Source organism: Variovorax sp. Varisp53 (genome assembly GCF_059491555.1).
Genome location: NZ_CP168512.1, coordinates 750527 through 771464 on the forward strand (window position 1 = coordinate 750527; position 20938 = coordinate 771464).

The 20938-nt window shown below is 61.5% G+C and carries 23 protein-coding genes; 14 read left to right on the forward strand and 9 right to left on the reverse strand.

Annotated features, from left to right (window positions below):
* Positions 1 to 64 precede the first annotated feature (64 nt).
* Entirely contained in the window at positions 65 to 997 is a 933-nt protein-coding gene (locus tag ACEOAB_RS03360) for a DMT family transporter (protein ID WP_413750707.1), read from the reverse strand.
* A 63-nt stretch (positions 998 to 1060) separates the two neighbouring features.
* Entirely contained in the window at positions 1061 to 1846 is a 786-nt protein-coding gene (locus ACEOAB_RS03365) for a GntR family transcriptional regulator (RefSeq protein WP_495653463.1), read from the reverse strand.
* 166 nt (positions 1847 to 2012) lie between these two features.
* On the opposite strand from ACEOAB_RS03365, the gene ACEOAB_RS03370 reads away from it, so the two are divergent.
* From ACEOAB_RS03370 to ACEOAB_RS03390, 5 genes are read left to right on the forward strand one after another with little or no spacing between them, the layout of a single operon-like run.
* Entirely contained in the window at positions 2013 to 2228 is a 216-nt protein-coding gene (locus ACEOAB_RS03370) for a DUF3311 domain-containing protein (protein WP_007832390.1), read from the forward strand.
* Positions 2225 to 3700, forward strand: a complete 1476-nt coding sequence (locus ACEOAB_RS03375; RefSeq protein ID WP_413748984.1) for a sodium:solute symporter family protein — start codon at positions 2225 to 2227, stop codon at positions 3698 to 3700. Before ACEOAB_RS03370 ends, ACEOAB_RS03375 begins: the two co-directional genes overlap by 4 nt.
* Positions 3701 to 3732: 32 nt before the next feature.
* Complete coding sequence (locus ACEOAB_RS03380; RefSeq protein WP_413748983.1) at positions 3733 to 4935, forward strand: amidohydrolase family protein; 1203 nt, start codon at positions 3733 to 3735, stop codon at positions 4933 to 4935.
* Complete coding sequence (locus ACEOAB_RS03385) at positions 4932 to 6224, forward strand: cyanate transporter (protein ID WP_413748982.1); 1293 nt, start codon at positions 4932 to 4934, stop codon at positions 6222 to 6224. The genes ACEOAB_RS03380 and ACEOAB_RS03385 overlap by 4 nt, the downstream gene beginning before the upstream one ends.
* A 23-nt stretch (positions 6225 to 6247) precedes the next feature.
* Positions 6248 to 6724 (forward strand): nucleoside deaminase, encoded by a 477-nt coding sequence (locus ACEOAB_RS03390; protein WP_413748981.1) that lies wholly within the window; start codon positions 6248 to 6250, stop codon positions 6722 to 6724.
* Positions 6725 to 6746: 22 nt separating this feature from the next.
* Here ACEOAB_RS03390 and ACEOAB_RS03395 read toward each other — a convergent pair whose 3' ends face one another.
* Entirely contained in the window at positions 6747 to 7235 is a 489-nt protein-coding gene (locus ACEOAB_RS03395) for a hypothetical protein (RefSeq protein WP_413748980.1), read from the reverse strand.
* 8 nt (positions 7236 to 7243) lie between these two features.
* Positions 7244 to 8233, reverse strand: a complete 990-nt coding sequence (locus ACEOAB_RS03400; protein ID WP_413748979.1) for a M35 family metalloendopeptidase — start codon at positions 8231 to 8233, stop codon at positions 7244 to 7246.
* A 243-nt stretch (positions 8234 to 8476) separates the two neighbouring features.
* Here ACEOAB_RS03400 and ACEOAB_RS03405 point away from each other — a divergent pair, with 243 nt between their 5' ends.
* Positions 8477 to 8731 carry a hypothetical protein gene (locus tag ACEOAB_RS03405; protein WP_413748978.1) on the forward strand — a complete coding sequence of 85 codons (255 nt, stop codon included), beginning with the start codon at positions 8477 to 8479 and terminating at the stop codon, positions 8729 to 8731.
* 59 nt (positions 8732 to 8790) lie between these two features.
* Here ACEOAB_RS03405 and ACEOAB_RS03410 read toward each other — a convergent pair whose 3' ends face one another.
* Positions 8791 to 9627, reverse strand: a complete 837-nt coding sequence (locus ACEOAB_RS03410) for an alpha/beta hydrolase-fold protein (RefSeq protein ID WP_413748977.1) — start codon at positions 9625 to 9627, stop codon at positions 8791 to 8793.
* A 251-nt stretch (positions 9628 to 9878) separates the two neighbouring features.
* Between ACEOAB_RS03410 and ACEOAB_RS03415 the strand changes: the two genes are divergently transcribed.
* On the forward strand, positions 9879 to 10403 hold the full coding sequence (locus tag ACEOAB_RS03415; protein ID WP_413748976.1) for a hemerythrin domain-containing protein: 525 nt from the start codon (positions 9879 to 9881) through the stop codon (positions 10401 to 10403).
* A gap of 14 nt (positions 10404 to 10417) precedes the next feature.
* Here ACEOAB_RS03415 and ACEOAB_RS03420 read toward each other — a convergent pair whose 3' ends face one another.
* The 3 genes from ACEOAB_RS03420 to ACEOAB_RS03430 form a co-directional block, all read right to left on the reverse strand.
* Positions 10418 to 10732 carry an NIPSNAP family protein gene (locus ACEOAB_RS03420; RefSeq protein WP_413748975.1) on the reverse strand — a complete coding sequence of 105 codons (315 nt, stop codon included), beginning with the start codon at positions 10730 to 10732 and terminating at the stop codon, positions 10418 to 10420.
* A gap of 150 nt (positions 10733 to 10882) precedes the next feature.
* The gene (gene dkgB, locus ACEOAB_RS03425) at positions 10883 to 11704 is read right to left on the reverse strand and encodes a 2,5-didehydrogluconate reductase DkgB (protein WP_413748974.1); all 822 of its coding nucleotides are present in this window, start codon (positions 11702 to 11704) and stop codon (positions 10883 to 10885) included.
* Positions 11705 to 11747: 43 nt separating this feature from the next.
* A complete protein-coding gene (locus ACEOAB_RS03430; RefSeq protein ID WP_413748973.1) occupies positions 11748 to 12950 on the reverse strand; it encodes an MFS transporter in 1203 nt (400 codons plus the stop codon).
* Between the two features lie 483 nt (positions 12951 to 13433).
* On the opposite strand from ACEOAB_RS03430, the gene ACEOAB_RS03435 reads away from it, so the two are divergent.
* The 7 genes from ACEOAB_RS03435 (at position 13434) to ACEOAB_RS03465 (ending at position 20321) form a co-directional block, all read left to right on the forward strand.
* Positions 13434 to 14330 (forward strand): phosphoribosyltransferase-like protein, encoded by an 897-nt coding sequence (locus tag ACEOAB_RS03435; protein ID WP_413748972.1) that lies wholly within the window; start codon positions 13434 to 13436, stop codon positions 14328 to 14330.
* Positions 14317 to 16188 carry an ORC-CDC6 family AAA ATPase gene (locus tag ACEOAB_RS03440; RefSeq protein WP_413748971.1) on the forward strand — a complete coding sequence of 624 codons (1872 nt, stop codon included), beginning with the start codon at positions 14317 to 14319 and terminating at the stop codon, positions 16186 to 16188. The genes ACEOAB_RS03435 and ACEOAB_RS03440 overlap by 14 nt, the downstream gene beginning before the upstream one ends.
* Positions 16185 to 17126, forward strand: a complete 942-nt coding sequence (locus ACEOAB_RS03445; protein ID WP_413748970.1) for a hypothetical protein — start codon at positions 16185 to 16187, stop codon at positions 17124 to 17126. The genes ACEOAB_RS03440 and ACEOAB_RS03445 overlap by 4 nt, the downstream gene beginning before the upstream one ends.
* Positions 17116 to 18189 carry an N-6 DNA methylase gene (locus ACEOAB_RS03450; protein WP_413748969.1) on the forward strand — a complete coding sequence of 358 codons (1074 nt, stop codon included), beginning with the start codon at positions 17116 to 17118 and terminating at the stop codon, positions 18187 to 18189. Before ACEOAB_RS03445 ends, ACEOAB_RS03450 begins: the two co-directional genes overlap by 11 nt.
* A gap of 190 nt (positions 18190 to 18379) precedes the next feature.
* Entirely contained in the window at positions 18380 to 18727 is a 348-nt protein-coding gene (locus tag ACEOAB_RS03455; protein WP_413748968.1) for a hypothetical protein, read from the forward strand.
* Between the two features lie 183 nt (positions 18728 to 18910).
* Positions 18911 to 19882, forward strand: coding sequence for an AraC family transcriptional regulator (locus tag ACEOAB_RS03460; protein WP_413748967.1), 972 nt, complete (start codon positions 18911 to 18913; stop codon positions 19880 to 19882).
* 148 nt (positions 19883 to 20030) lie between these two features.
* Positions 20031 to 20321, forward strand: coding sequence for a putative quinol monooxygenase (locus ACEOAB_RS03465; protein WP_413748966.1), 291 nt, complete (start codon positions 20031 to 20033; stop codon positions 20319 to 20321).
* A gap of 12 nt (positions 20322 to 20333) precedes the next feature.
* On the opposite strand, the gene ACEOAB_RS03470 is transcribed toward ACEOAB_RS03465, so the two are convergent.
* Positions 20334 to 20921 carry a hypothetical protein gene (locus tag ACEOAB_RS03470; protein ID WP_413748965.1) on the reverse strand — a complete coding sequence of 196 codons (588 nt, stop codon included), beginning with the start codon at positions 20919 to 20921 and terminating at the stop codon, positions 20334 to 20336.
* Positions 20922 to 20938: the final 17 nt, after the last annotated feature.

Here is a 20938-nt window from a genome sequence, read left to right on the forward strand (position 1 = left end):
CCGACGCCCTGCGCACAAGGGCACGCTGCTGGTGCCCGCCGATCAACGACTGCTCTGAGCACGATCACGCCGCCCGGGCTGCCGCGCCGCGCGCCGGTATCGTCATCGCGATGACGCCGGCCACGATGCATGCAAGCCCGATCCATGCGGTGGGCGCCAGCCGCTCGCCCAGAAACATCACACCGATCATCACGCCGATGGGCACGCGCAGGTAGGCCTGCGCGGCAGTGGACATCGGCCCCAGCGTCTTGATGAGCCTGAAGTAGATGGTGAAGGCCAGCGCGGTGGACAGCACCGCGAGCGCCAGCACCGCTAGCATCGACGCGGCCGACGGCGCGAGCGTCCACGGCCGGTCGATGGCAAGGCTTGCGGGCAGCAGCATCGCCGCGCCGCTGATCAGCGAACCGGCGGCCGGCACCATCGGGTCCAGCCCCTTGAACACGCGGCCGAACATCGCGGCGCAGCCGTAGCAGACGGCGGCCGCCACCAGCGCGAGCTGCGCGAGCAGCGAATGCCCGAGCCCGTTCAGCGCCTCGAAGCCCACGATCAGGCAGATGCCCGCCAGCCCCGCGCTCACGCCGAACAGGCGGCGCAGCGTGGGCTTGTCGGAGCCGCCGAGGCCCAGCCCCAGCAGGAAGATGAAGATCGGCGAGGTCGAGTTGAGGATGGTCGCCAGGCCGGCATCGACGCTGCGCTCCGCCCACGCGATGAGCGTGAAAGGCAACACGCTGTTCAGGCATGCCTGCAGCACGAAACGCCGCCACATCGCCGGTTCCTTCGGCAGCTTCACGCCGCGCATGCGCAGCACCGCGAGCAGCAGCAGGCCGGCGATCAGCGTGCGCGCCGCAATCAGCGTGACGGGCGGGATCGTCGCCACGCCGATCTTGATGAAGGTGTACGAGGCGCCCCAGCAGGTGGCGAGCACCGTGAGCAGCGCCCATTCGAAGGCCAGGTTGGCGCGGGACTTGTCGATGGAGGAGGGTGTGGATGCGTGCATGGTGCGCCGATCATTCCCCGACCGGCGCGGCCACACTTCGGCCGCGAGCGAAGCGTGGATGCCTCAGTGGTCGTGCGCGTGCGGTTTGCTGCTCCTGTTGCCGCTGCTGGTGGCGCCGCCGTTCAGCAGCGTCGCCAGGTCCACTTCCTGCTCGGCCGCCGCGCCCGCGATCACGCGCTGCTCCAGCTCGTCCAGATGCTCCAGCGCCACCGCCAGCGCCTTGTCGAGCGACTTGCCCGTGGTCAGCGCCTCGATGATCTGCTCATGCTCGCGCGGCGCGCAGCTCGCGGCCTCGGCGGAGTCGTAGAGCGCCTTGTAGAGCTCGGTGTTCGAAATCAGCCGCCGGATGTACGACAGCAGTTCCTCGCTGTTCGCCATCTGCGCCAGCAGCAGGTGGAAATCGCCCGCCAGCCGGACCGCGTCTTCGCGCCGGCCTTCCTTGAAGGCCTTTTGCTCCGCCTGAACGTGCTTGCGAAGCGCGGCCACCTGCTCGCGCGAGAGATTGCCGAAGAGCGTGGTCACCAGCCCCGCCTCCACGATGCGGCGCGCGCGGTAGATGCCGCGCATGTCGTCGATGGACGGGTTGGGCACGAAGGCGCCCCGGTTGTGCTCCAGCACCAGCCGCTTTTCCGAGCCCAGCCGCGCCAGCGCCTTGCGCACCGCGCCGCGCGTGCAGCCCAGCGCTTCGGCCAGCGCGCGCTCGCGCAAAGGCGTGCCGGGGCGCAGCTTGCCGCTCAGCAAGGCCTTGGAGACCGCGCCGTAGACGCGTTCGTCCACGTTCGGGTCGTCGGCTTCGGTGAGCTCGGGGGAGGGGGCGGTCGCTGGGGATTTGCGGGCGGCGGAGGGCATAGGCAACCGGATTATTGCTTGCGTACCGCACCCTCAGGGAAAGCCCCCGGATTGACTCGGGCCCCTGCGCTCCGTACCATCCGCATCCGTTTGGTTAACCAAATAAAATTGTATGGTTAACCAAAACTACAGAAAATCCCAACCCGAGACAAGAATCGAGGCCCCCATGAAATCCGCCAAATGGCTTGCCGCGCTGCCGGTCGCCGCCTTCTTCAGCGGGGGATGGCTGTCCTCCGTCGCTCCCACCTTCGTGCTCGGCATGCCCTTCCTGATGGTGTGGAACGTCAGCTGGCTGGTGCTGACCTCGCTCATCATGGTGGTCATCGACCGCGCCGAAGGCGACATCGACGCGCCTTCTTCCTCCACCGGAGGCGCGCGATGAACGCGGCACTCGGCGTCATCGCCCTGTTCGTCATCGGCGCGCTGGGCCTCGCCGTGCTCGCGCGGCGCGGGCGCACCATGAGCCTGGAGCAATGGGCGATCGGCGGGCGCGGGCTGGGCGCCATCATGGTGTTCCTGCTGATGGCGGGCGAGTCGTTCTCCACCTTCACCTTCCTGGGCGCGAGCGGCTGGTCGTACAGCAAGGGCACGCCGGCCTTCTACATCCTGGCCTACGGCGGGCTGGCCTACCTCATGGCCTTCTGGATGCTGCCGGCCATCTGGCGCTACGCCACCGCGCACAAGCTGGTGTCGTTCTCGGACTTCTTCGCGCACAAGTACGACAGCCGCGCGCTGGGCGTGCTGGTGTCCATCGTGGCGCTCATGGGCATGGTCGCGCTGCTCACCATCCAGCTGCGCGGGCTGGGCATCATCGTGTCGGAGGCCTCGTACGGCTCCATCGCGCCGCAGGTGGCGATCTGGATCGGCACGCTGGTCATGGTGAGCTACATCCTGTTCTCGGGCATCCACGGCTCGGCCAGCATCGCCATCGTGAAGGACATCCTGATCCTCGCGCTCGCCGTGTTCCTCGGCATCTACCTGCCGTGGCACTACTACGGCGGCGTCGCGCCGATGTTCAGCGCCATCCATGCCGCCAACCCCAGCTTCTTCGAATTCCCGAAGGAGGGCCTGAACCTCACCTGGTACAACTCGACCATCCTGCTGACGGCGCTGGGTTACTACCTGTACCCGTTCAACCTCACCTCGGTGTATGCCGCAAAGAGCGCGAGTGCGGTGCGCCGCAACACCATCCTCATGCCGCTGTACCAGGTGGTCATCGCCTTCCTGTTCCTGGTCGGCTTCGCGGCCATCTTGCAGGTGCCGGGGCTCAAGGGCTCCGAGGTCGACCTGGCCCTGTTCGGCCTTGTGAAGCACACCTTCGACCCGTGGTTCGTCGGCGTGATCGGCGGCACCGGCGTGCTCACGGCGCTGGTGCCGGGCTCGATGATCCTGCTCACGGCTTCGACGGTGATCGGCAAGAACGTCTACAAGGAAGGCTTCGCGCCCAAGGCCACCGACAAACAGGTGTCGCGCGTGGCGCGCGGCGTGCTGCCGGTGTTCGCGCTGGTGGCGGTGTACTTCGTGCTGCGCGGCGGCACCACCATCGTGTCGGTGGCCATCTTCGCGTCGAGCCTGCTCACGCAGCTGCTGCCTTCGCTGCTCTTCAGCCTCATGAAGAAGCCCTTCGGCAACAGGCACGCGGCCTTCGCGGGCATCCTGGCGGGCGGCGCAGTGCTGGGCTTCATGATGACCACCGGCTCCAACCTGGGTACGCTGTTCCCGGCCGCGCCGGTCGTGTTCAAGTCGCTCAACACCGGGCTCGTGGCGCTGGCGACGAATGCGCTGGTGTTCGTCGTGGTGGCGCTGCTCACCCCGAACACGACCCGCCGCGCCATCGCTGCGCAACCGGCTTGATGCCTGCAAGACAGAGAAACGGACTGCCCCACATGCAATCGCTCCTGATCCGCAACGTGCGCCCCATGGGCGCTTCCCCCGTCGACGTGCTGGTGCAGGACGACCGCATCGCCGCGATCGGCGCGGAGCTTGCCGCTCCGACCGGCGCCACCGTCGAGGAAGGCCACGGCGCCTTGCTGCTGCCCGGCCTCGTCGAAGGCCACACGCACCTCGACAAGACCATGTGGGGCATGGATTGGTACCGCAACGAAGTCGGCACGAACCTCATCGACAAGATCGAGAACGAGCGCGCCTTCCGCCATGCCAGCAGGCACGACGCGGCCGCGCAGTCGCTGGTGCTGGCCAAGGCATTCCTCGCGCTCGGCACCACGCGGCTGCGCACGCACGTCGACGTCGACACGCAGGCCGGCCTGCGCCATCTCGAAGGCACCATCCGCACGCGCGAGGCGCTGCGCGAGCTGCAGCAGATCCAGATCGTCGCGTTCCCGCAGTCGGGCCTGCTGGGCCGGCCCGGCACGGCCGAGCTGCTCGACCAGTCGCTGGCAATGGGCGCCGACGTGCTCGGCGGCCTCGACCCCTGCGCCATCGACGGCGACCCGGTGAAGTCGCTCGACGTGCTCTTCGGCATTGCCGACAAGCACCAGCGTCCGGTCGACATCCATCTGCACGAGCCCGGCGCCATGGGCGCGTTCTCGCTCGACTTGATCCTGCAGCGCACCGAGGCGCTGGGCATGCAGGGCAAGGTCGCGATCAGCCATGGCTTCTGCCTGGGCGACGTGAGCGAACGCGAGCGCGAGGCACTGCTTGCGCGCATGGCCAAGCTCGGCGTGGTGCTCATCACCAGCGCGCCGCCTTCGCGCACCGTGCCGCCGCTCATGGCCTGCAGGCAGGCCGGCGTGACCGTGCTCGGCGGCAACGACGGCATCCGCGACACGTGGTCGCCTTATGGCAACCCCGACATGCTGGAACGCGCCATGATCATCGGCCTGCGCTACAACCTGCGCCGCGACGACGAGATCGCGGTGGCGCTCGACACCGTCACCCACTCGGGCGCGCGCGGCTGTGGCTTCGAAGCCTACGGACTCGAGGCGGGCTGCCGCGCCGATCTAGTGCTGGTCGATGCGCAGACCGTCGCGCACGCCGTCGTCTCGCGCCCCGTGCGCAAGCTGGTGGTGGCGGGCGGCTGCATCGTGGCGCGCAACGGCGTGCTTCGGGCCGACCTGGCGTTCCTGTGAAGGCTGAGGAACAAAAGCAGAACAGGCGCGACGGAGGCATCGCCTTCGCGATCGTCATCGTGCTGGTCGCGCTGAATCTGCGCGCCTTTCTCACGTCGAGCAGTCCGCTGCTCGAACCCATCCGCCTTGCCACCGGCATCGGCTTTCATGCGGTGGCGCTGCTCACGGTGCTGCCGATGTTCGCGATGGGTGCGACCTCGCTGTTCGGCGCGGCCGTCGGCCAGCGCGTTGGCGCGCGCGGCGGGGTCGCGCTCGGGCTTGCCGTCATCGCCTTGGCCTGCGCGAGCCGATACGCGGCCGGCGGTGCAGCCGCGCTGCTGTTGAGCGCTGCGCTCGCCGGTGCCGGTGTCGGCCTGGTGCAGGCGCTGATGCCTGGCGTGGTGAAGCAGGCTTATCCGACGCGCGTCGGCGTCATGACGGGGCTGTACTCCGCCGCCATCATGGGCGGCGGCGGCCTCGGCGCCATGGCCAGTCCGTGGGTGGCGCATGCATTCGGCGGTGCGCAGCCCGACTGGCATGCGGGCCTGTCCATCTGGGCGCTGCTTGCCGTCTTCGCGCTGCTGTACTGGCTCAACATGCGGCGCATGGAATTCACCGCCGATGCGCCAAGGCAAAGCCTCTCCTGGCTGCGCTGCTTCGCAAGCCGCCGCGCGTGGCTGCTGGCCGCGTGCTTCGGCCTCATCAACGGCGGCTACACCAGCCTCGTCGCCTGGCTGCCGCACTTCTACGCACAGCAGGGCTGGACCGCGCAGCAGGGCGGCTCGGTGCTCGCGCTGATGACGGCCGCGCAGGTGGTCTCCGCGCTCGCCATGCCCGCCATTGCGCGCAGCCGTGGGCGCGACTTGCGGCCGTGGCTGGTGCTCATGCTCGCCGCGCAGCTCGCGGGCTTCTGCGCGCTGAGCTTCGACGCGCCCGTGCCGGCAGTCGCCATCGCCGTCGTGCTGGGTTTCGGCCTCGGCGGCGCGTTCTCGCTGTGTATGGTCCTCGCGCTCGATCATCTGCCCGACCCCGCGCAGGCCGGCGCGCTCGCCGGCTTCATGCAGGGCGTGGGCTTCATGATCGCGGCGCTCGCGCCCTTCGTCACCGGCTGGGTGCGCGAGCACACCGGCGGCTTCACGCTCGCGTGGGCCTACCTTGCTGCCGTGGTGGTGGCGCTGCTGCCGCTCATGCTGCGCTTCGACCCGCGCCGCTATGCAGCGACCACGGCCGGCCTGTTCGATTCGCGCGCGCCGCAGACCGATGCACCATCTCTCTCCGCGCTCGAAGGCGCGGCCACCAGAAAGGGCTGAGCACCATGTACCGGGAACACTTCATGCAAAGGGCATTGGCCCTTTCTGCCCAGGCCCTGCAGGAGCCCGGCACCGAGCCCTTCGGTGCCGTCGTCGTGAAAGACGGCGTGATCGTCGGCGAAGGCTTCAACCACTCTGTCGCCCACCACGACCCCACCTCGCACGGCGAGGTCGAAGCCATCCGCGACGCGTGCCGCAAGCTCGGCACCGTGAACCTGTCGGGCTGCGAGCTCTACACCTCGTGCGAGCCCTGCGCGATGTGCGTGGCGGCGATGCACATCGCGGGCATTGCGAAGCTTTACTACGCGGCTTCGCTTGCGCAGTCGGGCGAAGCGTTCGACGGGGTGACCGTGGCGGCTCGACATCCGATCGATGTGGAGGTGTTGCGGGCCGAGGCTGGTGCGACGCTTGCGCAACGCAGCTTGCCCGCCGAGCAGAAGATGGACCACGAGGCGGTGCAGATTCTTTTCGACTGGGCTGCGGCGCGCAAAGGAGCGTGAGCTTCAACTGATCGCAGTCGGATCAGCGAGGAGTCTGCGGCGTGTGGAGTGGGTCGCCCAGTTGGCAGGTGCATTCATGCGGGCAAGCCGGCAGGAAGTCGAGCTGCACGCCAAGAACCCGCTGGTCTGTGGCAGGTCCGCCCGAGAGAGACTCGGGGTCGGCGACATAGCTGCTCCTGGGAAGAGCGATCTTGGCGCTGAAGCGCAGTTCTTCTCGAAGAACGCGAGCCACGTTGCGTGCCCGCTCCAGGCCCAGGCCTTTGGGATCGTGGTCTCGCTCTTCCGGATTGACTGAGGCTCCGATGTAGATTGCTTCGTGGTTGGGGTACCGAGTCCGGAGCTCCTGCATCCAGGCGCCAAGCTTCAGGATCTGGTCGGTGGATACCGTCGCGGAATCGCGCTCAAAGTGCACATAGAAGAGCTTGATGGGGCTGCATGCAAGCGCGGCGGCCGGGCTGAGCATTGCGAGGGCGAGGGTCAAGGGCCCCAGGAATCGAAGGTGCTTGGTCACGATGTGTCTCAACCGGTAACGCCGAGGATATAGGACGCGAGGCTGTCTGCGTTGGAGCGAGACCTGGGATGTTCCGCGTGCTCCCTCGACTGAGTTGTTCCGTACCAGGTGTCGTTCGAAGAAAAGGTGTCGTCGAAGTGCGTCACCTCATGCACCAGCGTCAATAGCCTTGAGTCACCATCCATCACGGCGCCCGTGTCGAAGTTGGTCTTGTTGTCGAATCTGAAATTGCAAAAGACGGACGCGATCGCGATGGTGCGGGTAGCCGTATCCGGCTTGCATGCCGCTGCGGCTGCACCATTCGCGCTTGCTAGTACACAGGTCGCGATCTTGCCGCCTTCCGCGTATCGAATGAAATTCTTCGGCTCCAGTCCCCGAAGCACGCGAGCGCACGCGACCAGGCCCTCCTGCAGATATTCCCTGATGCTCTGATCGGCTGTGCCAAACCACTCGACCGTTCGCGCCTGGGCCTCCTTGTCCCACCGCTGCAATTCGGGGAGTCGTTTCTTCAAGATGTAGTCGATCGCCATGTCGCGCAGCTTTATCACCAAGACGGCGAATTCCTTGTTTGTCATGTTCGAGCAGATTTTTTCCATCTGCTCGGCTTCAGGCGGATGCGAAACATGCTCGTCGACCGCCTTCTTCAATGCGGCTGTTTCTCTAGCAGGCGAGATGAACGACGCCATGGCCTTCGCCGTTGCATGATGCATCCCATCGTCGTATGTCGAGGTGTGCTGCAGCGTGGCGAGCAGAGGTTGAGGAAGTGCGCAATGGCAGACCACGACGTCTCCTTCCAGCGCGGCCTCCGAGATGAATTCCGGCCGCCGTGGACCTCCGGCCTTGGCGATGATGCCTACGCTATTGCAGCCTTCGCAGTAGGCCCTGCCGCCGATCAGGGCAACGCGGTGCCCATGCAGATCGAGCAAGGGGCCGTCGTAGGGCAGCACCCGGCCGCCAGGGACTGGCGGATCTCCGACCACGAGAATCTTTCGTTCCATTCAATACGCTCCCGTCAAGTGACGGGGCGTTGTATGGCACCGAGCGCGCTAACACTGTTGTCTATCGTCAACCGCTCAGAAATTTCTCACGAAAGGCAGGAATCGCGACCTGGCGCTGATTTCCTGTGCGGCTTGTGGAGTGCCCCGTCCGGATTCGCGACGATGTTGTTACTCACCATTCCGCCTGCTGCTGAATAGAGTGACTTCACGGCGCCACTCGCAGCGCGCCATGAGGAGCCGGCAATGAGCATCACAAGAAGCGACGTGGGCACCACAACGCAGGCCTCGGCCCGCGTCGCACGCGCACTCGAAATCCATCGCAGCGTTGTCGCATGCCACGAGCACATCGCGCGCGGCAGTTGCGTTCACTCGCTCACCGCGGCTCTGATGCTGCCTTGCTACAAGGCCGAGTTCCGCACCCTCGCACTCGCGATGACCTCGCAAGAGGAGCGCGAACTCAGGTACGCGCTCGATTCGATCTGCGAACCCGCGGCATGAAGACGACCGCCTTCGCAGCAACTTTTGCTCCGCGACGTTGCCCCCGCCGGCCAGGCGAACTACGGCAACAGCTTCGCGATCGCGTCGGTGAACGACGGAACATCGGTGCCGATGTGCGTCGTCGAATACGTCGTTTCCGTGGCCACCAGGCCCCGGTACGAGCGGGCCAGGAGCCGCTTGTACATCCCGTCCACGGGCTCGAAGTTGCACTCGGCGGGGTTGCCGCAGCGCGTGAGAAAGAGCGTTGCAGGCAAGGGCTTGCCGCCGAGCGCGTCGTGCATCTTTTCTTCGAGCGCCTGGTGCCGGTCCGCCTGAACGCCGAACGAGCCCTCGAACGACAGGAAGTGCGAGAACGTCAGCTGGCCCTCCGCGCCCTCCAGGAACAGTGCGATGCCGGCCATGCTGCCGCTCAGCGAGAGGCCCGTCAGCAGGCGCCTTCGCGCATCGGCGCGGTATCGCGCTTCGATGAAGGGCACGAGCTCGAGCGCGAGGAAGTCGTGGTACGCAAGGGCGCCGGGCAGCAGGTAGTCCCTTCCGCGGCGGGCCGAACCGCCGATGCCCACGAGGATCGCCTGCGTGCGGCGCGCCTCGAGGACGGCCCTGAAATTCGCGAACCGCGTACCGGGCGGATTGAAGACCGCGTCGCCATCCAGCGCATAGATGACCGGGTACGCCGCCGAGCCGCCGTCGTAGGAGGCGGGCAGGTAGATTTCGAGCGGATAGGTCGCGCCGGTCTTGGCCGAGGCGATGGTGCTGGAGACGACGCGGCTGCTCGCCGCGGCCGGTGCGGCCGGCGCATCGGGAATGGCGGCGCCACCGCTCCACATGCTGAACGCAACCAGAAGCGCGCAGCTTCCGGCCCATGCGAACGCGCGCAGCCAGCGTTCATGCCGCATCGGATTTCCTCGATCGCCTGTGTGGTTTGAAGATTCGCCTTCTTCAGAATGCCACGGGCCGCCGCGATCGCGGCCCGGGCCTGGGTAGACGAGGCCCTGAAACAGTCGTATCAATCCCCGGGGCGGGCGACAAACCGACCTTCGAGACGAGGCTTGCGGCACCGGCTGCAACGATGTAGAACCATGGCGTTAAAGGCTAGGGCTCACAGGCAATTCCGGAGCAGTTCGCTGCTCCACAAAGGAGGTGAAGCATGTTGGCAGCCGAATGCGCATGGGCCATCCTGCGCGCCGAGCACGCCCGCACCCGGGAGTTGTTGGCTCGACTCGATACGGCGATGAAGACAGGCGACGGCACGCGCACCGGACAACGCGCGGCGTCTGCCATCGAAGTCATCGAACGTCTCCAGGACTTCGAAGAAACGACCCACCGCCCCAAGGGCGTCGTCATGCTGAACATGCTGCGCGGAAGGTCGAGCGAAGCCGACGAGCTTCTCGATGAACTCGACTCGGAGAGCGAGTGCTGCAACGGCCTTCTCTCGCAGGCAAAGACCAACTTGAAGCGCGCCGAGACCGGCGATGCGAGGGCGGCCGCGGAGGCCGAGGCCCTGTTGCAGCGGCACCGGCAGTTCATGTCCGTGCACCTGGACAAGGAAGACACGCTCCTTCACTCGCAGACGGCGCTGCTGCTCACGGCAGAGGAATGGGCCGCCGTGGTCTCGTCCATCTCGACGGAGGTACGCGCCGCGAAGGAGCGTGGACAACGACGCTCCCATTGAGCACGGCGGTGGCTTCAGGGCAGGGGGAGCTCGCGCATCAGGTTGCTGCGCACCCACGTGAACGCGCCGGACCGCACGTTGTCCGCTTGCCAGCGGCGGAACTCGGGGTCGGCCGACAGTGGGTCCGTGACCTTCGCGTATGCGGCAGCGTTCTCGAACTGCACGGTCAGAACATAGTTGCCCAGTTCGCCGGCGGCCACGCTCCATAGCTGCGGATTGGGCGCACCGTGTTTCTTCCAGAGCGCCGCGCCCACCTTCAGGGCTTCGATGACGGCGCCGAGATCGGCTCCGGGGTTGGGTCGCAGGACATATCGCGCTTCGTAGGCCATGGAAGTCTCCTTGGTCATGGCAGGAGCCGACATTGAAGCACCGGAGTGCCTGAGGGGCAAATCGCAAAGTGCAACTCAGAGTGCCGGCAGACGCAGGCCGCCATCAGCGCGTGATGCCGCGCCTGCACGCATGGCAGGAGGCACTGACGATCAGTCCCAGGCCGGCGACAGACCGGCCGGGTCGGTAAGCCGCTCGCCGCGGTCGAGCGCCGCAATCTGCGCCATCTCCGCATCCGTCAAGCGCAGCTGCTGCGCCTTCAGGTTGCCTTCGAGGTTCGCGCGCCTGGTGGACGACGGAATCACCGCGTAGCCCAGCTGCATCGCCCACGCCAGCACCACCTGCGCGGCAGTGGCGTTGCGTGCCTTCGCAATCGCCTCGATCACGGGATCGTTCAGCACCTTGCCGTAGGCCAGCGTCATGTACGAGGTGATGTGGATGCCCACGCTCTTGGCGAACTCCGCCACCTTGCGGTTCTGCAGATAGGGGTGCAGCTCGATCTGGTTGGTGGCGATCTGCTGCGCGCCCACGGCCGCGATGGCTTCCTTCATCAGCGCGATGTTGAAGTTCGACACGCCGATGTGCTTCGTGAGCCCCTGCGCCTTGGCCTCGGCCAGCGCGCCCATGAACTCCGCTACCGGCACCGCATTGCCGGGCGAGGGCCAGTGGATCAGCGTCAGGTCGACGTGGTCCGTGCGCAGCTTGGCGAGGCTGTCCTTCAGGCTGGGCACCAGCTTGTCTTTCGCGTAGTTGTCGGTCCAGATCTTGGTGGTGATGAAGAGGCTGCTGCGGGCCACGCCGCTTTCGGCTATCGCCTGGCCCACCTCGGCCTCGTTGCCGTAGATCTGCGCCGTGTCGATCGCGCGGTAGCCCACGTCGAGGCCGTTCTTCACCGAGTCGATGACCACCTGGCCCTTCAGGCGGAAGGTGCCGAGGCCGAAGGCGGGAATGGGATTGCGGGTGTTCGTGTTCATGGTGTGTTCTTGTGCGTTTGAAAAGAGGGGAAGAAAGCGAAGCTCAGTGACCGACAGGCACCGGCCCCGAAGCGCGAACCGGAATGCCCGCGCGGCGGTCGAGCGTGCCGCTCCATTGCGTGAGGGCCAGCGAGAGCAGCACCACCAGCGCACCGATCCACGGCGTGTGCATCAGCCCGAGGTGCGTCACGATCAGCCCACCGGCCCAGGCCGCGCCCGCAATGCCCAGGTTGAACGCCGCGATGTTCAGGCCCGAGGCCACGTCCACCGCCTGCGGCGTGAAGCGCTCGGCCTGCTTCACCACGTACACCTGCAGACCCGGCACGTTGCCGAAGGCGACGGCGCCCCACATCAGCACCGCCACCAGCGCCAGCCACTTGTGCGGCGCCGCGAAGTTGAACACCAGCAGCACCGCGGCCAGCAGCGCGAAGATGATCCTCAGCGCCGGAATCGGGCCCATGCGGTCGGCCAGCTTGCCGCCCCAGATGTTGCCCACCGCCACCGACACGCCGTACACCAGCATCACCCAGCCCACCGCGCCCGCGCTGAAGCCAGACACGTCGGTAAGGATCGGCGCGAGGAACGTGAACGGAATGAACGAGCCGCCGTAGCCGATGGCCGTCTTGGCATACACCAGCAGCAGGCGCGGCTCGGCCAGCACCTTGGCCTGTTGCGCCAGCGAGGCCGGCGGCGTGTGGCGGATGTTGCTTGGCACGAAGACCCAGCTGCCGATGAAGGCGATAACGCCCAGCCCAGACACGGCCAGGAAAGTCTCGCGCCAGCCGAAGTGCTGCCCGATGAACGTGCCCAGCGGCACGCCCGTGACCAGCGCCACCGTGAGGCCGGTGAACATGATTGCGATGGCGCTCGCCGCCTTTTCCTTCGGCACCAGGCCGGTGGCGATCGTCGAGCCGATGGAGAAGAACACCCCGTGCGCCAGCCCCGTGAGCACGCGAGCGGCAATCAGCGATTCATAGCTCGGAGCCTTCCACGCCAGCAGATTGCCGACCGTGAACAGCGCCATCAGCCCAAGCAGCAGCGCCTTGCGCGGCAGCTTGCCCGTGAGCGCGGTGAGCACCGGCGCGCCGATGGCGACGCCCAGCGCGTAGAGGCTGACCAGCAGGCCGGCCGAGGGAAGGCCGATGCCGAGGTCGGCGGCGACCGTGGGGATGAGGCCAACGATGACGAACTCGGTCGTCCCGATGGCGAAGGCGCTGAGGGTCAGCGCGAGTAAGGCGATTGGCATGAGGCACTCCTGAATGGGTTAGGAGGAGTGTCTGGCGGATACCTTTGCGGATAAATGGGGGTGTGGGCAGAAGATAGTTGCAGACAACTCAAGAATCCCGCGAGCCGCTTCCGATTTCACGCCTCGGAGATGCGCGTGAGCTCATTGCCAATCCGATAACTGAGTTGTCGTGGCTCGATAGATTCTCAGAGGTCTCTTGAGAGTTTGATCAGGCATCGTGTTCTGGTCGGGCACGGCGTCCGGAACTTGCCGACAAGCTTCGCTTGAGTGCCGAGTCCGAAGTCAACGCCGGAGATTGGGAGCTCAGCGGAGAGCTATTGCACTGAAGATGCGAGCAGGTCAGGCATACCGAAGGGGTATCGCTCTTCGTTGCCTTGTTGCACACTCGGCGGCTTGCGAAAAAGAGGATATCCATGCCGGTGGATTTCTTGTACTAGGGAGATGGTTGGTCGTGTTAGATCAACATAAAACAAGGAGGAAAAATTGTCAGCAGATACAAGCGTCCATGAAGTGCTTGAAAAATGCAACGTATTTAAAGCGGCGGGACTTTGGTTGCCGGAGCCCGCAATGCGCCCCAGAGCTTGGATTAAAAATTTCGAGGAAGACGACCAAAAGATTGCGGCGTTTTTGCTCGACAAATTTACCTTTTACAACAAATCCCTGACGCAAAAGCTTTTGATCGCATCCTACGATTCATTGGGAGACGGTATGCCCAAAGGGGGAGATTCGGAAGTAGCCAGCGTTATTAAGTCACTTGATTCGGCAATATTGACGCCGGTAAACGGGGAGCGGCCGAATCCTGCAGATTCTGGGAATCTGCTATGCCGGATGGCTAGGCAATCCCTGAAATTAGATGATGCTATTCATATACTTAACACCGAAAAAGCCATTGAGCATGCCTCCAAAGGTGGCACCGTATTATTTATAGATGATTTTGTCGGTTCGGGCGATCAGTTTTTATCCACATGGAAAACTCCAAATAAACAAGGAGTTTCTTTTCAAATCCTAGCCGCAAAAAAGACGTTCACAGCTATCTATGTGACATTAATTGCAACGGATTTTGGAATGAAAAAGATATACGGCGATGCCCCCGAAGTGCTTGTATGCACCGCTCACGTGCTAGAGAAGAAATCTACTATCGAAGGGGTGATGGAGGATTCGCCTGAAATGAAAATCTTCATTCATTCATTTCTAGATAAGTACAGCCAACGGCTAACTCCTCGAGAGAACTATATTGCGAATAATCCTTCGTATCTTATGTATGGGTACAAAAAAAGAGGATTGCTTTTTGGTTTTGAACACTCTATGCCAGATGCCACTCTGCCGATCTTTTGGTCGCCGGGGAAAAATAATTGGGAGCCGCTAATTGAACGAAGCTAAAAACATATCGATCTTGCGGCAGTTGTTCGGAGACAACAGGGCCGAGTGGCCATCGACACATTTCAGCAATTTATTTGTTTCTCCTACCTATTTAAAAAAACTGGAGTCAATGCGACCTTGTTTTTTAGTGGGCGGTAGAGGGACGGGGAAAACTACGGCGCTCCAATCGCTTAGATACGACTCGATGCTTGCCCGCATTGAAACAGATGGCCAGTCCTTTGGAGATATTGCATATTTAGGTATTCTGGTCAGAATGAATAAAAATCGCGTCCGTGCTTTTTCCGGCGGAGGCGAGGAAAATCCACAGTGGGCAAAATGGTTCGCCCATTACTTTAATCTTCTGGTGTGCGCTGAACTTACAAATTTGGCAATCTGGCTTCAGTTGCGGTTCGGCCAAATGTTACCTGCAGCAAGCATACAACTGGTAGCTAAAGAGCTTGGATTGCGGGCGTTGGAAAGCTTGGAAGAGTTAAAAGGTGAAATTAAAGTTGCAATTTCTACGCTGCAGCTTCAAGTCAACAACCCGAGTCGCGATCTCGGAATAAATTCATCTATGGCAGAGGCGCCACTAAGAACCTTTAGTGAGAGTCTCAGGGACTGCGGCTTGCTCGGTGAGCGCGTAATTTTTTGCTGCGTTGACGAGTATGAAAATTTACTGGATTACCAGCAAGCCATTGTTAATACATATATCAAGCACGCAGAGCCTCCGCTATCATATAAAGTCGGAGTTCGAAAAAACGGCCTACGCAACCGCCAAACATTGGATGGGCAGGATTTGCTCAGGGTACCGGATGATTGTTTGGAAATTGAGATCGCCGATGAAGGCTTCGAATATTTTGCAAAAGCCGTGGCGGAGCTGAGGCTGAAGTATGCAAAAGGCGAGGGAGCTCCCGTCTCGGAAGCATTGAGGGGCTTTCTCGAAGAGTTGACATTTTCTAAAGAAGCGCTCGCATTAGGCGCTGAACGGATAGCAGACGGAGTGCTAAAAGAGTTAAAAGGCAGTGAACTTTTTGATTTTTTTCAAAATAGGCCAAAAAGCGAAACATATTTCCTAAGGTTTTGGCAAGAGAGCGAAGGGGGCTCTCTTCAAGAGCTTGCTCTGTCGTGGTTCCAGAACAAAATTGAATGGGAAACCCGGTTGGGAAATTACGGTTATGCCAGCCTCTTTTGGCTCTCTAAGGGCAGAAAGGGTGTCAGGATTCGTAAATATTATTGCGGGGAAAGGACCTTGTTGTCCCTTGCGGCGGGAAATATTAGGTATTTTCTAGAACTCATCGATGCTGCAATTGGCTATGAGCTGGACCGTGCAGATTCATTTTCCGATACGTTGACCATCTCCGCAAAGGCACAGACTATCGCTGCCCGTGACGTTGGGAAAAGAAGGCTTAGTCAACTGGAAGGCTTGGCTGAGCATGGCGTGCAATTAAAGCGATTGGTGCTTGCAATCGGCAAGGTTTTCTTTGAACTCGCACGTGAACCTAGTGGAAAAGCTCCCGAAGTAACGTCATTCGTGCTTTCGGGCGAACCTGCTGACATAGAGGAAATTCAGCGACTGCTGCAAGAAGGGGTGGGGCATCTTGCATTTGAGTCAGAACCTAGAACCAAAGCAACAAGCAGTTCAGAAGTTCGTGATGACGAATATCGATTGCATAGAATATTCAGTGCTTTTTTTGAAATATCACATCGAAAAAAGCGGCGTATGACCATCGGTGCAGAACATCTATTGGCTGTACTGAAAGACCGACCGGCAAAAATAATTTCCACTTTGCTGGATGATAAGCCTCAGACTTCCAAAGAAGATTTGCCCGAGCAACTCGCCTTATTTTCCGCCTTTTATGGGAATGAGGCAGAAAAATGAGCGGCTTCCCTCTTCCACCCACAACCACATTAAGATTCAAGATTCTTGCAAAAGAAAACCTTCTGCCAGACGAGCTTGTAATTGCGTCTGCGGTTCCGAAAGAAAAACGAGGCAATATTCCCCTGTGGTCCGAAATATCAAAAAATGATCCGCGCAAGGTCGCTTGGATTCAGAAGCTTGATCGCGAAGAAATAAGTATTCAAAAAGGGGGTGGGGATGCAGTTATTATTTCATTAAGAAATGATGCTGCGATCGATGCGGCCATCTCTGCGCAACGAATTTTAATTGACGTGACCGGCCTTAGCCACGACGTGTGGGCTCCTTTGCTGAAGAGCGCGTTTAGGCAGCATAGCGCGATTAGAGTTCTTTACGCCGAACCCGAATCTTATAAAACTCACCCAACGCCTTCTTCATCTGCAATATTTGATCTTAGCGTGACATTCGAAGGCTTAGCTCCTCTTCCAGGATTTGCGCGACTGGCGGGGCCAGAGGATGAAGCCAAGTGCGTGTTCGTTGCCACGCTCGGATTTGAAGGAAGTCGACCTGAATATCTAGTTTCCCAGCTAGATCCAACTCCTAAAGTAATTCCTCTCGTCGGGGCACCCGGCTTTCAATTGGAGTATCCTGCATTTACGGTTGGGTGCAATAGACTATTTCTCGAAGAATATCGAGCACACTCGGAGTTGCGATATGCACGAGCAAGCTGTCCCTTTGAAGCATTCGAAACGTTGAGCGCTATAAAAAAAGACTACCCCGAGTACTATATGTATTTGGCTCTTGTTGGTACCAAGCCTCACGCTATCGGCTCAGTGCTATTTGCGATGCGAAATCCAGACACCACTGAGGTGATGTTCGATTACCCAATTAAAAAGGAAGACCGAACCAAAGGACTTGGGGTGATACATATTTACAACCTCGAGAACTTCAATGCCTATTGAATTGGATAGGTACTACACGCCTGAGAATGTGGCGATGGATGCTCTCGAGAGAGCCAATTTACCTTTTACCCCCAGCACGTGCGTTGATTCGACTTGTGGCAGTGGTCGGTTATTAGATGCCGCAAATGCGGTTTTTGGAACTGTAGAGTGCGTCGGGATCGATCAGGACAGGAGCGCTATTGCGAAACTGCGAAAAAATCGGCCAAGTTGGCATTTGACTGTTGCCGATATGCTAAAAAGTAGAGTGCATCTCCAAAATTTTTCTAGCAACCTTCCTCATCCTGCGGATCTACTTATTATTAATCCGCCTTTCAGTCAGAGGGCTCAGAAATCTATTGACATCACTTACCAAGATGTCCACCTAAAAGTATCGGTGGCGATGGCGCATTTGCTAAAAAGTCTTGAAGCTTTTAGTCCAAAAGGCGGCGCAATTGCTGTGGTTCCCGAATCGTTGCTTTACTCTGAGGTTGATAATCTTGCGCGGTTGACTTTGGGGAAGAAATACTTGATAAGTTCTGTGATGGATCTGAAGAGTTGTACCTTCAGCGGTGCACGGGTGAACTCCTCGATCATAAAAATTTCCCCCGGGAAAAATATTGAAAGCCGCATTCTCTTAGGCAATCCGAAGGATGTAATTGAGGTTGAATTGATTCGAGGAAGTTTGCCCGTTCATTTGAGTGAGCGGCAGAGAACAGGATTTCCGTATGTGCATTCGACAGAAATTCGATGGATTGTCGACGGTGGAAATTTGTCTGAACTGCCAAAAACGTCGAGTGAAGCTAAAGGTAAAGTCGCGGGGTGGGTGCTTTTATTTCCTCGCGTCGGAAAACCAGATTTGCGATTGATTAAGCCAATTTATTTGAAATCGACTGTTCAACTTTCAGATTGCGTTGTTGCGGTACTTTTTCAAAATAAACAAGAGGCACTTGTCGGCTCTCGGCGCATTAAGAATCATTGGGAAGCCTTCATGCTTTTGTATAGAGGGACGGGAGCTAAATATACAACAATGGCAAGATTGGAGGCGTGGTTGGCGGCGACAGTTGGGTTGATTTTGAGAAATTAAAAGCATGCAGGAGGGTCTTGATTTTTTCCTTTAAGATCGTTTGGTACCGAGCTGATTTTGCTATTTGTTTTTAAAAAAGCGTGGCAATGGTTTAATGGATTGACGTCGCTATACTGTGCCCGCCGTTGCTAGGTGGCGCGGCCGGGTTTGGAAGCCTGATGAAGCCCCTGCGTAACTTGGAGTCCATCTAATGGCTGAATCCGATCGCACCTGTGCGCAATCTCGCAAACCTTCCGCTTTCTTCGACCCCGCATCCCTCACCCTCGACACCCTCGCAATCCAAACCTGCGACGACGCCGAAAACCTCAACGAAGTGCTCCGCGCCTACGCCGCGTTCGAAAAACTCGTCGAACCCGGCGCCCCGAACGACAGCGAAGCGCTCGCCCCCACCCGCAGCGAACTGAGCGCCTTGCTCAGCCTGCTCAACGAAGCGCTCGTGGCGCGCATCGACGCCGTCAACGCAGCCGCTGGCGACATGCGCCGGGCGCTGATGGCGCTGCAAGTCAGCGGCAGCAGCAGCCTGCCCTCGGCGACATAGCGGCGGCCGGGTCACCGGCGAGACGCCAGCGCTTTCTCACGGCCCGGCCCCTCGCAATAAACAAGCAAGCAATCAAGTAGGTGAGTAAGTAGGCGGCGCGCCCCGCCAGCGGGCGCGCGCCGACCGGCTACCCTGCGCATCCCGTTCGGTTTCTCTCTTTCTTTCTCCTCCCCGACAAAGCCGATGCCAGCCGCGCCCATCCCCGACGACGACAACAACAGCAGCAACAACACCAAGCCCGACGAGCCCGCTGCCATTCCCGCCGCCTGGACCCGCCTGCGCGACATGGTCGCAGCCCGAACCCCCGCAGACGGCCGCACCGATGCGCTGTATTCAGGCCTGCGCTGCTACCGCTTCTCGCACCCGATCCGTTACGAGAAAACCCAGCGCCTCACGCCGGGCGTGGTGGTGGTCTTGCAGGGCCGCAAGACCGCGCACCTCGGTGGCGACCGTCGTTCGCTGGCCTACGGTGCCACGCAATGCCTGGTGCTCGGGGCTGAGGTCGCGTGCCTCGGCACGGTCGTCGAGGCGAGCGTCGCAGCGCCGTACCTCGCCATTCATCTCGACCTGCCGCCCGACGTGCTGGTCAAGTCTGTCGTCGCGCTGGCGGAAAGCGGCACGCTGCGGGCCGAGCCCGCCCGCGTGACCGAGAACTTCACGGCCCCGGTGGGGCCGGAGGTGGTCGAGGCCTTCGCCCGCCTGCTGCTGGCGGCCGACGACCCGGTGGACCGCCGCACGCTCGCGCCGCTGGCCGTCGAGGAGATCGTGCTGCGGCTGCTGCGCTCCGAGGCCGCGGCCGCCATCCGCAGCGCGGGCGCCGTCACCAAGGCCGGCGCACGCATACAGACGGCCATCGCCTTCATGCGCCGCCATCTGGGCCGGCCGCTGTCGGTGGCCGAGATCGCCAGCCACGTCCACATGAGCCCTTCGCACTTCGCGCACAGTTTTCGCGAGGTGGCCGGCGTCACGCCGATGCGCTGCATTCGCGACCTGCGCCTGGAAGAGGCGCGCACGCTGATGCTGGGCGCCGGGCTGCGCCCCGGCGATGCGGCCGCAAGGGTGGGGTTCGAGAGCGCGGCGCATTTCAACCGCGCGTTTCGCAGGCGCTTCGAGACGACGCCCGCCGAGTACGTGCGGCGCGTGCAGGCGGGTTGATGGGCTGAAGGGCTGATGTGGAGGATGGCCGGTCGCATCCTTCGCAGCCATGGTCAATTTCTTCGCAGCTTCGCGCCTTGGCGCGGGAGAGGGCGCTGGCTAACCTGCGTTCTTCCTTTTTCTTCAAGCCAACGACAAAGAAATTTCCATGAACCCGATCAACGTCATCATCACTTTCGAAGCCAAGCCCGAGCGCGCATCCGCGTTCGCCGAACTCATGCAACAGGTCAAGCAGTCGCTGCCATCGGCGGATGGATGCCGGGGCGTGCAGTTGTTCGGGCGCGCCGACAACGACTGCGTGTTTACGCTGGTCGAGTCGTGGGAGTCACGCAGCCAGCATGAGGCTCATATCGCGGGCGTCGTGGCGTCGGGGGCATGGGACGCGATGGCGGCCGAGCTGGCCGGAGCGCCTGTCAGCTGCTATTGCAACGAGCTTTGATGCTCGTCTGTCTCAGCGCACGGGTGTTTGGGTTTCCACGGGAGACGTGTCGATCATCTCTACAGCCAATGGCTCAGTGAAGATCCGCTTGAGGCGCTGGCCGGTCCACAGATAGTAGAACTTACCTTCCGGAGGCTTCTCATTGAAGCTGCCGGAGATGATCAGCAGCCGGCTGTCGAGCCGGAAATCCACCCGCTCATCGCCGTTGCCCATGGCGCCCACGATCGCATCGACATTGGGAAGGGTGTAGGCCTGGCCCGTGTTCTGGTCGAGCACCGCGAAGTTGCGGCAGTCGGTGCCGCATCCCCAGGCTGCCACCCGCAGATGGCCGGCGAAGTTGGGCGGCTCGTTGTAGGCGTGGTGGATGACGGTGGTGTAGCGCCGGGCCGTTCGGGTCGTCAGCCGCAGTGGTGGGTGTGAGCCTGCACGGGGCTGATCGCGTGTGGTGGTCGGGTAGTCGGTGAACTTTGGCCGGGCCTTGGGCGCGGCAGCTGTGGCGGCCGAGCAAAGCAGGGCCAATGAAAGCGCGGAGGCAATCGCCAGTGCTCGAGGGAACGCGCGAGGACTGGCGCGCCGGGTGTCTCGAATCGTTGGGGTCATTGGGCCTTTGCGAAATG